The following is a 15724-nucleotide window of genomic DNA, read 5'->3' on the forward strand; positions in this document are numbered from 1 at the left end:
TGTATTTTTGCAATAGGAGTTTTTTGAATGAACGGAGGAGAACATAAAGTGGCAGAAAAACCAGGTCTCAATGGCAATTGGGCGCTGCTTAGGATATGTGCGATAATACTGATTGTAAATGTGCTCAGTATGGTAAGCAACATGTTGTTTATGGTTGGGCGAGACGGGGGATTGTCGACGCTGTGGGAAACGATTACGACTTCGTCTTTTGAAGATATAATTGCGATGATTGGGTTGTTTGTCGTATCTGGTGTGATTGTCCCGGTAGGGCTCGCCGTTCTTCCGTTTGTAAGTACTTTAGCGTTGTGTATATTTGCACTTGTCAAAAAGAACGTAATCGCTTTAAAAATAGCGGCTCTACTTGTTATCGCTTTGGGTTTCGTAGGGCATTTGATGTCTCTTCGTTCTGTAGGTGGGACACAAAGTATTTTTGGTTTAATCGCATGTTTATTTATTAACCTCAATATTGTCGTTGCCGTTGCGACATTTTTTATTCGACCCAAAAGACATGCTGAAGAAATTAATGATGCGCAGGTTGATGAACATTTTAATTTAGGCTTGTATCGTTTTTGCGCGTTGAGTTTTCTTGTGGTCGGTTTGAATAGTATTCTCCTTATGATTTCCAGCCCTGTTTCTCTTTACGTGCTAGCTTTGCTTAGTTTTGCAACAATGTTGGGTGGCATTCTTGCCCTTGTGAAAAAGAATTCGCTTATTTTAATGGTTTGCTCTTTGCTGATGTTTGTCCAGTTTTTTGTGGGAGGTTTCCAACATATCAATGCAGGGTATTTTCCGGAAGATGCGCGAATTTTTGTGATTGTGCATACGATTGTCAATTCGATTATCAACCCGATAATAGCAGTTTGCGTTGCAGCATTCTTTGTTGAACCGGAACAAACGAAACGTTATTTGCAAAAGATTAAACGTTCATGAGCAAAATACTTAAACTGATTCTTTTGCTTTCGTGCGCTTTGTTTGCGCAGTTGATGCCTGCATCTACAGATGACTCGTTCCAGGAAGAAGATACAGAAGAAGTTGTGGCTGAGCACCATCATATATATTATGATTCTGGCTTGTTTGGGCTTGGCAAAGAATACTATGTAGATGGAAAAACTGTAGAATTGTCTGAGGTGACGCAACTTTTGCTTGAAAATGAGCATTCCAGAAGCTCTGCCAAGGTTTCGAGTGTGCTTATGGGTTTTGCGTATGTATTCGGAGGAGTGAGTGGGGCTTTGCTTGTGTATGGACTGGTTCAGTCGCAGCCTTATAGCAAGTACATGTTTATTGGCTCTGGGATTTCTTTTTCTGTGGGCCTTGTCGGTGCGGGGGTTTCTTCGCATTATCTAGATAAAGCGATTGATGAATATTGGTAGGTCGATGATTCTATTTGCACTTCTTCTGATGGTCTTTTTTGCCGCTTGTTCCGAGTCCTTTACCGACCCACGTGACGGCGTGTCTTACAATGTATTACAAGTCGGTTCCCAGACATGGATGGCCGAGAACTTGAATTACGAAGCCGAGGGTAGCGTGTGCCCCGAGGGCGATAACCGCAACTGTTCCAAATATGGGCGTCTCTACACTTGGGAAACAGCCCGCGTTGTTTGCCCTGAAGGCTGGCGGCTCCCGGACAGCACCGACTTTGCGACACTCGTAGCAAGCGCCGGTGGTGCAGAAGTTGCAGGAAAGGCTCTCAAGTCAACGAGTGGCTGGTTCAAGAAGGGCGACGGCTCCGACGATTTCGGGTTCAAGGGACTCCCTGCGGGCTTTTCCCGTTCGGCCAACAAGTTCGACGGCATCGGTGGTTACGCCCACTTCTGGAGTGCATCGGAATCTCCCGATGGGCTCGCTTACTATTTGCTCCTGGATTTTAGCGTGCCGGCAGCAAGTCTGAACGCCTACGGAAAGGACGAAGGCCGCTCCGTGCGTTGCGTCAAATAATTCGAAAAGCAATTTTATCCAATTTTTCCATAAACCCTTTATATAGAATTCGGGTATAGCCGCGAAACATGTTTTATGGCGCGGTTTCACGATTCATTAAAGGATATGATTATGGAAAAAGAACTTTTTGAAAAATTCAACAACGGCGAACTCAGACTCCCCGGCGATGCAAAGGCGTTCAAGGATCTCGCCTGGAACAGGCATCCGACTTTCGAAGGCGTGGAGCTCAAGCATATTATCACTTCGAAAGAAACAGGTGGCACGTTCAGCTACCACTTGGTCCGCATCGCTCCGAATAAAAGCATCAAGAATCACATTCATGAAACCCAGCTGGAAACCCACGAAGTGATTGCTGGGCACGGCACATGCGTCAATGACGGAGCCAAGCTGGAATACGCACCTGGAGTGATTTCGATAATGCCCGCAAAAGTCCCGCACGAAGTGAATGCCGGCGAAGAAGGGCTTTACTTGTTTGCAAAGTTTATTCCGGCGTTGTGCTAGAATCTGTTGAGTCGGAATCCGTTTTTACGGCTCGCTTGTATTCTTTAGGCGAGAGACCGACCACTTTTTTAAAGCACCTGTCCATGTGACTTTGATCGTAGAACCCTGCGTCATAAGTCACTTCGGACGCGCTTTTTTCTGCGAGTAGTTTTTGCGCCTTGCGGACTTTGCATTGCATCTGGAACTGATGCGGTGTAAGTCCGAAGGCTTTTTTGAATTCGCGAATCATGTGGAACGGGCTGATGCATGCATCGTGTGCCATCTGTTCTATCAGGTAAATGTTCTCGGGATTTTCGAGAATACTTTTACGCAGTTCATTTAAGCGAGCGACAGCATCTTCGTAGTTGTTACCGAAGGATTCTTCAGTAGCGTTGTCAATGGCAATGCACAAGACCACCATCGAATAGCTTTTGCCATCGACAGTCTTGATTTCGTGCAACACGTTTGGCGGAATTTGGAACTTTTCTCCGGCGCCGTAGTTTTCGGCAACGCCGTTGATTACTAGGCAAATGGCGCCTTCTTCGACATAGCCCACGGTCAAATGGCCCGTATGGGTATGGGGCGGATACGATTTCGACCAGTCCTTGTAGCGGACGCATTCAATATTCTCGTTCTTTTTGCTGTACGAAATCTCGGACATTTATCGCCATCTAGAAAAGTGACCCTAAATTAGCTATTTTTGAATCATGCCAGAAAAGTTTTCGAAATGGGTGGCTTGCTGGGGCAACGCCACCTCTATTACAGACCGCAAAGAAGCGACTTACGCAAAAGATTTAACGCTGCGCTACCCGATTCGCGCCTGCTTTTCGGGGAATAAGTTACGGTTCCATTTTTCGAACCTTACCGGCACCGAGCCCGTGACGATTACCGAGGCCTATGTGGCGAAGGCCGCGCAGTCCCAAGTTGATGCCGCGCAATTCTATGTGCCGACTCCCATCACGTTCGGTGGCGATACCTCCGGAACAATCCCTGCGGGCGAAGAAATCTTGAGCGACGAAATCGCCTTCGACGTGACTGCTGGCGAAACGTTTGATGTGAGCATGTACTTCGGCGACTTCACGCAGATGAACGCCGGCACAGCAATTACGGGCCCCCTTTCTGGCGGCAAGTACAGCTACGGGAATTTTGCAAAAGAAGCAAACCTTCCCGATGACCTCACGCGCAAAACCAATTGGATTTATTTCCTCAATACTGTTGACATTCTGACCGAAGAGAAGAACTTCGCATTGGTTTGCTTTGGCGATTCCATTACGGCGCAGGACTGGCCGGATTACTTGACGCTGCGTTGTGCCCGCGAAGGGTTCAACAACGTTGCTATCATCCGCCGTGCCGTAAGCGGTACGCGAATCTTGCGGGAATACAGCTGCATTACTTATGCGGCTTATGGCTTGAAGGGTGCTACGCGATTCCCCATCGAAATGAATGTGGCCGGAGCCCGCTCGGTCATTGTGCAGCACGGTATTAACGATATCATTCACCCGGTCGGTGTTGAAGTCAACAAGTTCCGCCCCTGGAGCGATATGCCCACGGCCAAGGACTTGATTGACGGCGTGCGTTCTCTGTATATTACCCACGCCAGAAAACTCGGTCTCAAGGTTTATAGCGGAACGCTCCTCCCGATTTACGGTTGGCGCACCTACAACGAAAATCGCGACATTATTCGCATGGCCTTTAACGAATGGCTGAGAACCGCTTCCGAATTCGATGGCTGCGTTGACTTTGACAAGGCTGTTCGCGGTCACGACGATCCGAAAAGATTTGCCGACAACTTTGATTCGGGTGACCATTTGCACCCCAGCGCCAAGGCCTACGAGGCCATGGCGGAATGCGTTCCCGAAGAACTGCTGAAATAGATTTTTGCAGCTTGCTGCTAGGCGGATTTCAACGCAGCAAGTACGTCTTCTGCGATTTGCTTGGGCGTTAGGCGGTTACGTTCCATGAGTTCGCCGTAGGGGACCTTGTCGTAGAATTCTTTCTTGAGGCCTTTCACTAGAACGCGCATGTTGCTTGCTCCGTAGAAGCGGGCAACCTTTTCGCCAAAGCCTCCATCGACTACGCCGTTTTCCAGAGTGACGGTCACCTGGTGGTTTGCCTTCAGGTTTTCAAGAGTGCTGACGTCGACGCCTGTGGCAAAGCGGGGGTTGATAATAGTTGCGTCGATATCGGATTTTGCAAGCTCCGCGGCGACTTCTTCGGCTAGGGTGTAATAGCTGCCGAGACCGATAAGTGCCACCTTCTTTCCGAGTTTGTCAACCCTGAAGGTGTTCAGGGTAGAATAGTCCTTGTCGAATTGTGCATTGCGGTGCGTCACTCCATTCGGAATTCGGATTGCGACCGGGTGCTCCGTTTGGTCGATGGCGTAGTCCATCATGGCGATAGCCTCTTCCACGCAGGTGGGGCAGAGGTATACCAGATTCGGGATGTTGCTCATCATGGGGATGTCGAAGATGCACAGGTGTGTGGTGTCGTTCATGCCGTCGGCACCCGACATGGTCACAAGAATCGTTGCCGGGTTGTTGTTTGTGCAAAGGTCTTGTGAAAGCTGGTCGTAGGTGCGCTGGATAAAGGTACTGTGGGTGCTGTAGACGGGCTTTGCACCACCCTTGGCAAGTCCCGAAGCGAGAGCGACCGCGTGTTCTTCGGCGATGCCTACGTCAATGTATTGCTTGCCTGCTTCTTTACGGCGGTCTGCAAAGAATCCGATGCCTGCAGGCACGGCGGAATGAATCACGACCACCTTCGGGTCGGCCTTGATTTTTTCCATCAGGTATTCGCCGAGAATGTTGCTGTAGGATTCCCCGTTGCCCCAGTTCACCACGCCGGTAGGAATGTCGAAGGGGGCCGCCCAGTGGAAACCTTCCTTGGAGTTTTCGGCGTAGCTGTAGCCCTTGCCCTTGAGGGTGTGAATGTGAACGACCACGGGCTTGGTGGAATCTTTTACCAGCTTGAATGCTGCAATCAGCGATTCGATGCTGTTGCCCCTTTCTACGTACAGGTAGTCAAAACCCAGGGATTTGAAATAGTTATTTTCGCTGCTGCCTTGTGAAGCGCGGAGTTCCGCAAGGCTTGCATAAAGTCCGCCGTGGTTTTCGGCAATGGACATTTCGTTGTCGTTTACCACCACGATAAAGTTCTTCGCGTATTCGCCTGCGTTGTCAAGACCTTCAAAGGCTTCGCCACCCGAAAGGGATCCGTCGCCGATGACGGCAATGACATTCCCCGATTCGCCCTGGATATCGCGGGCGGTGGCAAGGCCTAGGGCGAGGCTCACCGATGTGGAAGTGTGCCCAACCATAAAATGGTCGTGCTCGCTTTCGTTGGGTTCGGTGTAACCTGTGACGCTATGGTACTTTGTGGGATCCAGGAACGCCTTGGCGCGCCCTGTTAAAATTTTGTGGGTGTAGCTCTGGTGCGATACATCGTAAACGATCTTGTCTGTGGGGGAATCGAAAACATAATGCAGGGCGATCGTTGCTTCCACAAACCCGAGATTCGGTGCCAAATGCCCGCCGCACTGTGAAATCTTGTTCAAGAGGGCCGTACGGATTTCTTCCGCCAGCTCCTTGAGCGAATCCATGTCCATTTTTTTCACGTCTGCGGGAGATGCGATTTTCTTCATTAACATAAGGTACCGTCATTAGGTTCGTTGTATATCTTTTATAAATATACAACCTTGCCGCCTGTTTGAGACGCCTGAAAATCGCAATTTCTGGTTCTCGCAGTAAACTTGACTATCAGAATCTTCACTGGCGCAAGTCGGCGCGGTACCATTCACCATCAGGCCAGTTTTCTCTGCCCGGGGGTACACCGTTCTCATCGCATGTCCATGAAGAATCCCATGAAACGTTTTCGATGAAATCCCCGCCTAATGTGGAATATTCGTCGATGATTCCATCGCAATCCTTTACGAGAAAAACTTCGGAGAAGTCAGAATCATCCTTTTTGCAGTCACCGCTTGCAAAGATATAATCAAGCATGATGACGCTATTATAGTAGTCTTCTTCGAAACCCGTAGGGATCTGGGCCACGGATAAAAACGCCGGTATAGTGACAGTATATATGTTGCAAAATTCGGGATTGAAATTTTCTCCGGCAATGGAAGATGTCATGGGGAAGTATTTGGCGACTTCTGCAGGAGTGGGCATCTTGATGGTGACGCCGGTTGCCGAGTCGACGGCGGCCTCGCTGGATGGCAAGATGCGCCGTGCGATTATATGGCTATCGAACGTGTATACTTTTTCCGGTCCGGTAAACTGCGCGGCGTATTTTTCAAGAGTGAACGAAGCTGTGTCGATAGGTTCTCCAACGTGGCTTAGGTCGAGATGGTCAATGGGGTTATGTCCGGGAGTCCAGTAGTCTTTGACGGGATAATAGTCCGATGCGACAAACTTGTTGGCGGTAATATCGGTGCAGGCATTTTCGGATTTTTTCACGAATTCCTGGATAACGATGTTCGTGTCGAGAATTGCCGTGGAATCCGGTACTATATGGCATTTGCTTGTGCCGTCCGGTCTCGTTTCGGAGCATTCCGTTGTGTAGTTCCCGAAATCGGCGCAGTAGGCGTACAAGTTGCCTTCGGTGGTGCAACGACCATCCTGTGCTATGATTTGGGGGTTCTTGTTGCACGAGCTCAGGAAATCCTGAAGGATGCTGTCGCAAGCAGCCACGTTATGCATCACCAATGTTTTCAGGATGTAGCTTGAAGCTATCTTGAACTGGGCTTCGAAGGACTGGTCGTTGCCAGAGCAGGTCGCCGTCGCTCCGTGTTCCGTTTCATAGGCGTTGATGTCGAGGTTGTCTACGCCGCTCTTCAAAGAAGCCGGTTCTGTCTTGAATGTGATAAGATTTTTATAGAGGGTAGAATCGTCGCTTCCGTAGACTCCGGATAATTCAGGAATGATGGGCTTGTTTCCTTCGAGGGGAATCGTGTCGCCATCCGCCATAGCGTTCGGAATGGTTGTGGAGCCGGCCGTAGAAGGGTTGCTGTCTGATGAACAGGCTGCAAGCGTGCAAAGAACGAGCGCTCCTGCAACATAAGCGTTCTGTTTGAAGTTAATCATGTTCTTCTCCTTCAATCTTGTTTGTAAACGGGAAAAGCTGGAAGTTTAGCCCGTAAACCTGGTTTAAATTCTCTGATTCGTTTGCAATGGCCGCGATCCTTTTGGCGCAGGCCTCGATTTCGGCGATAATGCGTGCGTAGTTGCTCTCGTTCACGCCGATGGTCATTCCGGTGAAATACCGTTCGCTTGCCTTGTAACGGTCTACCGCCCGTACCGCCATGTTGCCCATTTCCTTGTGCATTGAGCGGATGGCGATGGGCAGCGCTTCCGGCGAACCGATGACGGCCTTCTCCGTTTGCGAATAAACTTTGTCGCCGTCCTTCTTCAGGAAACCTGCTTTCACCAGGAAGGAGAGGATGTCGCGGACTTCTTCGGCGGAAACATATTCCTTGCATTCTTCGGCGATATCGCGCGGTTGTGCTCCCGGCATCATTGGGGCAAGTTCGCGAATCACGGGATACTTCCAGGATTCATAATACTGGAATGTCTCGCTGTCAATGACGCGTACCCTGTGTTCGAGGGCGATACGCTCCATCTCGAGGAGGGCCGCCTTCTTGTCGGCATCCTTGGTGGCCTTGGCGAACACCACGAGGAGTGAAAAGTATTCCTCTTCGTATCCGGTGAGGTCCATTGCCCTGGAAACCTGCTTCATCTTGACTTTGCTAAGCCCGCTCTTTCCTTCGCAAACCAGCTTGAGGTATGTGGGGGAACTGAACCCGGCCCGCTTCGAAAATTCCCTCCACGAGAACGCCCCCGTACGCTTGCGCTCGTCGTAGAAGTCCTGCATGTACTTGCGGTAGTCCTTGTATTCGGTAATCGGCTTCATGTCTATAAATCTACCTAGAAAATTCGGATAATCCAATAGATTGAATGATACAAAAATCGGAAAATTGAATAAAAAACGTTAAAAATTGAGCTAAATATGCAGAATTTTAACCGGAATGATACGTTGTGTATCATTGCGTATTTTTTGATGTTTGGAAAAAAGGGAGTATTTTTTGTGCTTTTTCGCTTCGCGTGGTAAAAAAAGTGTATATTCTTCCGAGACACAAGGGACCCCTGGAATAAAGGGTCCGCAACCCAAAGAGGACACTATGGCAAACAAGTACGCCGGAACCCAGACCGAAAAGAATCTCCAGGCCGCCTTCGCAGGCGAATCCCAGGCTCGCAACAAGTACACTTACTTTGCAAGCTGCGCAAAGAAGGAAGGCTACGAACAGATCGCTGAACTGTTCCTCAAGACTGCCGAAAACGAAAAGGAACACGCCAAGCTTTGGTTCAAGGAACTCGATGGTATTGGCGACACTGCTGCCAACCTGAAGGCTGCTGCTGACGGCGAAAACTACGAATGGACGGACATGTACGAAGACTTCGCAAAGACTGCCGAAGCCGAAGGTTTCAAGGCCCTTGCCAACAAGTTCCGCATGGTCGCTGCCATTGAAAAGCGCCACGAAGAACGCTACCGCGCTCTCCTCAAGAACGTGGAAACCGCTGCCGTGTTCGAAAAGAGCGAAGTCAAGGTGTGGGAATGCCGCAACTGCGGTCACATTGTCGTGGGCACCAAGGCCCCGGCTGCATGCCCGGTGTGCGCCCACCCGCAGTCCTTCTTCGAAGTGACCGCTGAAAACTACTAGTCGAGACACTTTAAAGAAAACAAGAAAGTCGCCCACTTAGTGGACGACTTTTGTTATTGCAAGGTTCGTTGGTTGGATAGCTTTGTGTTGCGGCTACTTCACGACTTTCTTGATGTAGCTGGACTTGAGATCCTTGAGGTAGTATGTTCCATGCGGAATCTGCATGACCTTGAAGGAAGCTTCCGCAGACTGAGAAGTGGCCGTGAAGGATTTCACCAGTGCGCCTGTTGCGGAGAATACGGCGAAGGTTGTCTGTTCCTGGCTAGCCCATTCAAAATGCTGGGCGATGGCGGTAGTGGAGCTTGACGATTCTTCGACGCTGCTAGAGGTCGGAGCCTCGCTGCTGCTGGAAACAGGAGCGGCGCCAACCACTTCCAGTTCCAGGTCCATGAATTCAATGACATAGGATCCGTCGGATTCGGCCTGGATTTCCGTGCCCTTTTGCTTCACGGTCTTGCCATCGGCACCTTCGATTTTTACGCGGAGGGGTACGCTCTTGGGCATGGCCGGATGCGGCGATGTCCAAGTCACCTTGAAACCACCATCGATGTTTGTGGAGGTCGCCTTGTCGATTACGAAGTGTGCGCGGTAGTAAGCTGCCACGCGGCCCATCGGGGCGCGCCACAGGCCCTGAGCCTTGGCCTCGTCCATAATGGAAATCATGTCCGACGGGGTGATGCCGTAACCAAAGCCGGCACCATCCACGCCATGGTTCAACTGCACCGTCCAGGCGTTCTTCTGCTTGGCTTCGCTCATGTTGCCCTTGGACTGCTGCGTATTGCCCTGATAGCAGTCCGAACTGATACGTTCCCAAACGGGTTCTTCGTCCCACTTGTACTTGGTTGCGCCCTGGCAGTTACGGTTGACGATGTGTGCCTTCGCAATTTCCGCTTCTACGGCGTCGTTGTAATAGCAGTAGGGTGTTGCGAATGCAACGACTTCGGCGCCGCTTCTTTGTTCAAGGTCGTACTTGTAGTCGGTGATTTCGCCCTTCAGGTTGTTGGAACTGGTCAGGTCAGCGTGTGTCTTGGAATGGTTGCCGATTTCGTGACCTTTCTCGGCCATCGGGAAGTACTTTGACTGGTTTCCGGCATTCATGCCGCCTGTCATGAAGAACGTCACTTTGATGTCCTGGTTCTTTTCGAAATATTCCCCGAGGTTGTTCAGTTGCGAAATTTCGCTGTCATCGAATGTGAACGAAACGGCACCGGGGTGACCATCCCAGGGGACAGTGGTAATGGGACCTGCATAAGCCACGGCACCCATCATCGACATAAATGCTACGGATTTGAAAACGGCCTTCATTTGAACCTCCAATATCGGGCTTCTCTTAATTTAAATTCAAAGTATGTCTATCCGCCTGTGTCCAAAGCCTTTTCTGTTGTACCAAATAACAACAAGGCTCTGTTAAGTCATCTTAACAGAGTCGCTGAATTTTATCAAATTCGAGGATTAGTCTTTGATGCAGCGAACTGAGATAGCTTCATCCTTCATGATGGAGCCGCCGCCAAAGCCGAACATGCTTGACACAGTCCAGATACCGACATTACGGGGGCCGCCAACAACATCACGATGGTCTTCGTCCGCCGTCCAGAAATACGCCTTTTCACCAAGTTCTTCATAACCGGTAAAGTTTTTTCTTCCAGCCGGCAACATCGCGAATCCGAAATCATCTGTCGCCGGATAATACGACGGTTCGTCCGGCCACATTCCCTTGGCACGAACGACGGCGCCTTCATCGTTGCTCTGTTCTACGGCATAATTCGCTACGAAGTCGTAGAAATCGCTCCATTCTCCTTCTGACGGCATGTGGAATCCCTCGGGGCAGTTGCCACGCTGCACCCCGGTCAGGTTTGCGTACTCAGTCTGGTAGGATTTATCAATTCCCATCGCCGCAGTCCAGCTGTACAGGCGGCCGTACTTGTCACAGTTTTCGGCATTGTCACCATAGCACCAGCTAGCATCCTTAATGTTGCAGGAATAGTAGTTCAAGTTCTCTGCCATCCAGACCTGCGACCCGACGGTCGTAATTTTGTAGACATGCCCGTCGCGGCTATCGCAGATGGTGCCTTCTTCAAGTGTTGCAGGGCACTGGGCCGGAGCGGCGTCTGTGCAGGGTGTGTTGCTGCCGCCATTGCCGCCGTTATCGCTGGCGGAGGTGGAGTCGCCGCAGGCGGTGAATGCCAGGGCAAAAGAAATCGTTGCGAATTTATAGAAGTTCTTCATTGTTTCCTCACAAGTTTTTCGCGAAATATAAAAATACCCCCGAAAAAAATCGGGGGTATTCCAAGGAGTAATAAGAAAACTCTACTTCAATTCGACCATTTCGCTCTTGTCGCCGATGGTGACCTTGTATTTGCCGGGGTAGCCGCGGAACTTCACATTGCCTTCTGCATCCGCAGTAAATGTTCCGTTGGTGGTCCATACCTTGTGCCACAGGTCGTAAATGAGCTTGGCGGCGGGTTTTTCACGACCATCGGCAGCGATGATGCCGCCCTGCTTTACCCAGTGGCGGTTATCCCAGAAGCCCCACAGCAGAATGCCTTCTACGGCCGGGTGGCTGAAGGCGATGCGCAGGAACATTTCGTAGCGCTTGGCCTGTTCGTCTTCGCCGAAGTACATGCCCTTCTGCCAGTCGCCAAAGTCAAGTTCGGTGACCTTGATGGGGAGGCCAAGAGAACCCAGCTTGTCGAAGCGGGCCTTGATAAAGGCCGGGTTCAGCTGGCGGTCGCCAAAGTGGCACTGTACGCCGATGCCGTGTACGGGCACCTTGCGGTCAAGCATTCCCTTGATCAGGTCGTAGAAACGGTCCGTTTCGCCAGCCACGATAACGTTGTATTCGTTGATGAAGAGGCGGGCGTCGGGATCGGCGCGGTGGGCCCACACGTGGGCGCTATCCAGAAGCTGCCAGCCGCACTTGTTAAAGAGATAAGGTTCGTGGAAGGCTTCGTTCCAGACGTCGTATTCCTTGATGCGGCCCTTGTATTCCTTCAGGTCGCGTTCAATACGGGCCTTGATCTTGTTGGAAATATCCTTACAGCTGCCCTGGTTGCCGAAGTGCTTGTCGTAGCCGTAGCCCTGGTGACCCCATACCAGCGTGTGTGCGCGGAAGCCCCACTTGTAATCGTTTACGTAATCAAGGTACTGCTTGAATTCGTCGCGGCGGATCTTGCCCTTCTTGGGTTCGTATTCCGGCCACTTGAACTGGTTTTCGGGCACGCCGTACCAGAAGTACTTATTGGCGGTCTTGCGGTACCAGGTTTCAACGCTGTCCTTGGTGGGGTAGAGGGCGAGTGCCGTACCGAAGGGGAATGCGTGGCGCATGAGTTCCACCTTCACCTGGGCACCCGGAGTTGCCTTCACGGTCAGTTCCTTTTTGCGCAGGCTGTCGATACGGGCGGCAGAGTTGTTGTACCAGGTCATGTCATTCATGCCTTCGACTTTTTCAATCTCCACGTCGTCCATTTGCAGCCAACCCTTGGCAAGGCCCACATGGAAGGTGACGTTGTTGACGCCGTAACCTTTCTGGTCTGCAAGGAAGGTCATGGAATAGGTCTTCCATTCGTTGGTGAGCATAAAGGAGGCGCTTTCTTTCTGGCGCCAGTCAGGAGGACCACCCTGGATAATGGCGTTGATGGGCATGTTGCCCTTCGCCTTGAAAGAGAGAGTGTAATAGGCGGAATCGGCCAGCCACTTGGGCGGCTGCAACTGCAGTCCCCACGACGGGTTCGGCAGTTCGGTTACCGTGAGCTTGACACCTTCGGATCCGTCGACACCGAGACCCATTTCGCCAATCTTTGCTTCGTACTTGGCGGGGCCATCGGGGTTATTCCAAACATACCAGCCCCCATCACCGTAAGACAGGTCACCGTTGGTAAGGATTGCTGCCATAGCAGCAGAAGCACCGACGGCACATACAGACAATAATTTTTTGAGCATAATTATCCCTTTTTTAATATCCAAAGTAGAAAATACCTTGATTTTTCAAAGGGTGGTATAGAAAAAGCAATGATTTTGTATGCCGCTGTATCAAGTGTTATTTTGGGCTCAAAAATTAGATTGTGCAATTTTTTCTACCTTTCATTTTATGAGGAATCTTTTTGCAAAGTTGCTGGTTTTGGCTGTGGCTATGCTTTGTGGCTGTGGCGATGATTCCAGCAGTGTCGTTGTCAGAATAATCCCTGCGGAATCTGAAAACGACCTTGAAGAAAGTTCCAGTTCTGTTGCAAAGGTGTCAAGTTCCTCCGCAAAACTTTCCAGTTCATCTATAAAGTTTTCTAGTTCTTCTGAGGAGGATGAGGCTGAACCGGAGTCATCTTCGTCAAATGAAGAAGCGAGTAGCAGCTCTGTCTCTTCTTCGGAAGATTCATTGATGTCGTCAAGTTCACAAGAGTCCGAATCTTCTAGTTCAGAAGAAGTCGTCTATTATTCCAGTGCCATGTACATATCTGATTTCGAAACCGTCAAGATCGGGAATCAGGAATGGATGACGGAAAACCTGAATGCTCCCGTTACTGGCAGCAAGTGCTATGACGACGAATTGGAAAATTGCGAAAAGTACGGTAGAATCTATACTTGGGCTCAGGCCATGGGTATCGATGGAAAATATGACCATGTGCAGTTGGGCGAAATAACGTTGCCCTATCGCGGTATTTGCCCCGAGGGTTCCCATTTGCCGAGTCATGAGGAATGGAACGTTCTCTATGACAATGTGCAGGAGAATCCCGAAAACAAGGCTTATTTTGTGAACCAGCTTGGCGGTGCCTATGACTGGTCTGGATTCTACAGGTCCGAAGATGAAGAGTCCGTTTTCTGGACGTCTACGGAATATGATGTGTCTGGAACGAAGTACGTTTTTGAATACGCTTGGATATGGGCTTACCGCAAGGATGAATCTGTGGCTTGGAGCAATCCCCACAAGTATATGGGTTCCTATGTCCGCTGTATTGTAGATGAGAAAGATTTAATTGAAAACAACTAGCTTGAGGTTTCTATGAGCGTTACGATGCAAGAAGTAATGAAACAGTCCGGCGTGGCATTCGGTACCAGCGGTGCCCGCGGCTTGGTGACGGCGATGACGGATCGCGTGTGCTACGTGTATGCGCGCTCGTTTATCAAGTACTGCGAACAGAGCTACAAGTGCGACCATACGATCGCGATTGCAGGTGACTTGCGCCCCAGTACCGAACGCATCTTGAGGGCGCTTGTAAAGGCTGGCGAAGATTCTTCTTGGAAGGTGGTATACTGCGGCCGCATCCCGAGCCCGGCCATCGCTCTCTACGGTATCGACAAGGCGCTCCCGACCATCATGGTGACGGGCAGCCATATTCCGGCAGACCGTAACGGTATCAAGTTCAACCACCCGCAAGGCGAAATTTCCAAGAAAGATGAACAGGGAATTGTTTCGCAGTCTGTGGATTTCGACGAATCCATTTTCGATGCGAAGGGCATGCTCAAGAATGCGCCCGCTCTCCCGGCTGTCGAAGGCGAAGCCGAAGCGAATTACGTGAAGCGCTATCCGGATTTCTTTGGCACGAAGGCTCTTTCGGGCCTCACCATTGGCGTGTACCAGCATTCTGCCGTGGGCCGCGATATCGTGGTGAAAGTGCTCGAAAGCCTGGGTGCAACGGTAAAGCCCTTTGCCCGCAGCGAAACTTTTATTCCGGTAGATACCGAAGCTATCCGTAAAGAAGACGAAGAATTGGCCCGCGAATTTGCCCACAAGGATTTCGTGGATGCCATCTTCAGTACCGACGGCGATAGCGACCGCCCGCTTTTGGCAGACGATGTCGGCATGTGGCTCCGTGGCGACGTGCTGGGCATCTTGGCTGCCCAGGCGCTTGGTATCAAGCGCATTGCAACTCCGGTGAGTTGCAACACGTCGCTTGAAAAATCTGGCAGCTTCGAAAAGATTTGTCGCACCCGAATCGGTAGCCCTTATGTTATCGCCGGCATGGAAAGCCTGGTGGATGCAAACGACAAGAGCGTCTCTGTCGCAGGCTACGAAGCCAACGGCGGATTCTTGCTGCAGACAAATCTCACTCGCAGTTTCGAAGACGGCGCTACCCGCACGCTTCCGGCTCTCCCGACCCGCGACGCATTGCTCCCGATGATTTCCGTGATGGTCATGGTTCGCGAACAGAAAATGTGCGTGGTCGACTTGCTCAAGAAACTCCCGAAGCGCTTTACCGTGAGCGACCGCCTCAAGGAATTCCCCACCGAAGTTTCCAAGGCAAAGCTCGCTGAAATCCGCGAAAAGAAACTCGGCCAAAAATTGTTCGGCTCGCTGACTGCAAAGCCTTCCAAGTTCAAGCCCAAGGATGGCCCGGCTCCGAAGCCCTTCCACGGTGAAGTCGTGAGTATCGACGAAACTGACGGCTACCGCATGGAATTCGATTCCGGCGATATCGTGCACCTGCGCCCCAGCGGCAACGCTCCGGAATTCCGCTGCTACGTGGAAACCGAAGGCAAGGATCGTTCCGCCGAACTGCTCGCCGGTTGCATGAAGATTATGGAAGGCTGGCGCAAGTAAAAAGCCTTTTTAAAGGATAAAAAAAGTGCTCGCCAAAAGCGAGCAATTTTTTTGAATCTTTT

15 protein-coding genes are annotated in these 15724 nt (G+C 50.7%); 8 read left to right on the forward strand and 7 right to left on the reverse strand.

All coding sequences use genetic code 11. The features are described 5' to 3' along the window. The first annotated feature begins 27 nt into the window (after positions 1-27). The 4 genes from ACJMNB_RS08665 to ACJMNB_RS08680 all read left to right on the forward strand — a co-directional run bounded on the left by ACJMNB_RS08665 (position 28) and on the right by ACJMNB_RS08680 (position 2436). The gene (locus ACJMNB_RS08665; protein ID WP_405341451.1) at positions 28-930 is read left to right on the forward strand and encodes a hypothetical protein; all 903 of its coding nucleotides are present in this window, start codon (positions 28-30) and stop codon (positions 928-930) included. Next, positions 927-1370 carry a hypothetical protein gene (locus ACJMNB_RS08670; RefSeq protein ID WP_405341454.1) on the forward strand — a complete coding sequence of 148 codons (444 nt, stop codon included), beginning with the start codon at positions 927-929 and terminating at the stop codon, positions 1368-1370. Before ACJMNB_RS08665 ends, ACJMNB_RS08670 begins: the two co-directional genes overlap by 4 nt. 4 nt (positions 1371-1374) lie before the next feature. Next, positions 1375-1935, forward strand: coding sequence for a fibrobacter succinogenes major paralogous domain-containing protein (locus ACJMNB_RS08675; RefSeq protein WP_405341457.1), 561 nt, complete (start codon positions 1375-1377; stop codon positions 1933-1935). Positions 1936-2046: 111 nt separating this feature from the next. After that, the gene (locus tag ACJMNB_RS08680) at positions 2047-2436 is read left to right on the forward strand and encodes a cupin domain-containing protein (protein WP_405341460.1); all 390 of its coding nucleotides are present in this window, start codon (positions 2047-2049) and stop codon (positions 2434-2436) included. Here ACJMNB_RS08680 and ACJMNB_RS08685 read toward each other — a convergent pair. Then, entirely contained in the window at positions 2417-3076 is a 660-nt protein-coding gene (locus ACJMNB_RS08685) for a helix-turn-helix domain-containing protein (protein WP_405341463.1), read from the reverse strand. The two genes, ACJMNB_RS08680 and ACJMNB_RS08685, sit on opposite strands and share 20 nt — an antisense overlap. A gap of 46 nt (positions 3077-3122) precedes the next feature. Here ACJMNB_RS08685 and ACJMNB_RS08690 point away from each other — a divergent pair, with 46 nt between their 5' ends. Beyond that, positions 3123-4289, forward strand: coding sequence for an SGNH/GDSL hydrolase family protein (locus tag ACJMNB_RS08690; RefSeq protein ID WP_405341466.1), 1167 nt, complete (start codon positions 3123-3125; stop codon positions 4287-4289). 17 nt (positions 4290-4306) lie between these two features. Here ACJMNB_RS08690 and ACJMNB_RS08695 read toward each other — a convergent pair whose 3' ends face one another. From ACJMNB_RS08695 to ACJMNB_RS08705, 3 genes are all read right to left on the reverse strand, one after another. Then, positions 4307-6061, reverse strand: coding sequence for a 1-deoxy-D-xylulose-5-phosphate synthase (locus ACJMNB_RS08695; protein WP_405341470.1), 1755 nt, complete (start codon positions 6059-6061; stop codon positions 4307-4309). A gap of 118 nt (positions 6062-6179) precedes the next feature. Next, positions 6180-7496, reverse strand: coding sequence for a hypothetical protein (locus tag ACJMNB_RS08700; RefSeq protein ID WP_405341473.1), 1317 nt, complete (start codon positions 7494-7496; stop codon positions 6180-6182). Next, positions 7489-8322, reverse strand: coding sequence for a TIGR02147 family protein (locus tag ACJMNB_RS08705; RefSeq protein WP_405341476.1), 834 nt, complete (start codon positions 8320-8322; stop codon positions 7489-7491). Before ACJMNB_RS08705 ends, ACJMNB_RS08700 begins: the two co-directional genes overlap by 8 nt. Positions 8323-8590: 268 nt before the next feature. On the opposite strand from ACJMNB_RS08705, the gene rbr reads away from it, so the two are divergent. Then, positions 8591-9130 carry a rubrerythrin gene (gene rbr, locus ACJMNB_RS08710; protein WP_405341479.1) on the forward strand — a complete coding sequence of 180 codons (540 nt, stop codon included), beginning with the start codon at positions 8591-8593 and terminating at the stop codon, positions 9128-9130. Positions 9131-9223: 93 nt separating this feature from the next. On the opposite strand, the gene ACJMNB_RS08715 is transcribed toward rbr, so the two are convergent. The 3 genes from ACJMNB_RS08715 to ACJMNB_RS08725 form a co-directional block, all read right to left on the reverse strand. Further along, on the reverse strand, positions 9224-10435 hold the full coding sequence (locus ACJMNB_RS08715; RefSeq protein ID WP_405341482.1) for a polysaccharide deacetylase family protein: 1212 nt from the start codon (positions 10433-10435) through the stop codon (positions 9224-9226). A gap of 147 nt (positions 10436-10582) precedes the next feature. Next, positions 10583-11356 carry an FISUMP domain-containing protein gene (locus ACJMNB_RS08720; RefSeq protein ID WP_405341485.1) on the reverse strand — a complete coding sequence of 258 codons (774 nt, stop codon included), beginning with the start codon at positions 11354-11356 and terminating at the stop codon, positions 10583-10585. Between the two features lie 81 nt (positions 11357-11437). Beyond that, entirely contained in the window at positions 11438-13069 is a 1632-nt protein-coding gene (locus ACJMNB_RS08725) for an endo-1,4-beta-xylanase (RefSeq protein WP_405341488.1), read from the reverse strand. A 148-nt stretch (positions 13070-13217) separates the two neighbouring features. On the opposite strand from ACJMNB_RS08725, the gene ACJMNB_RS08730 reads away from it, so the two are divergent. Both ACJMNB_RS08730 and ACJMNB_RS08735 read left to right on the forward strand, forming a co-directional pair. Beyond that, positions 13218-14111 carry an FISUMP domain-containing protein gene (locus tag ACJMNB_RS08730; RefSeq protein WP_405341491.1) on the forward strand — a complete coding sequence of 298 codons (894 nt, stop codon included), beginning with the start codon at positions 13218-13220 and terminating at the stop codon, positions 14109-14111. Positions 14112-14123: 12 nt separating this feature from the next. Next, the gene (locus ACJMNB_RS08735) at positions 14124-15662 is read left to right on the forward strand and encodes a phosphomannomutase (RefSeq protein ID WP_405341494.1); all 1539 of its coding nucleotides are present in this window, start codon (positions 14124-14126) and stop codon (positions 15660-15662) included. The last annotated feature ends 62 nt before the right edge of the window (positions 15663-15724 follow it).

Source organism: Fibrobacter sp. (genome assembly GCF_045131395.1).
Taxonomy (GTDB): domain Bacteria; phylum Fibrobacterota; class Fibrobacteria; order Fibrobacterales; family Fibrobacteraceae; genus Fibrobacter.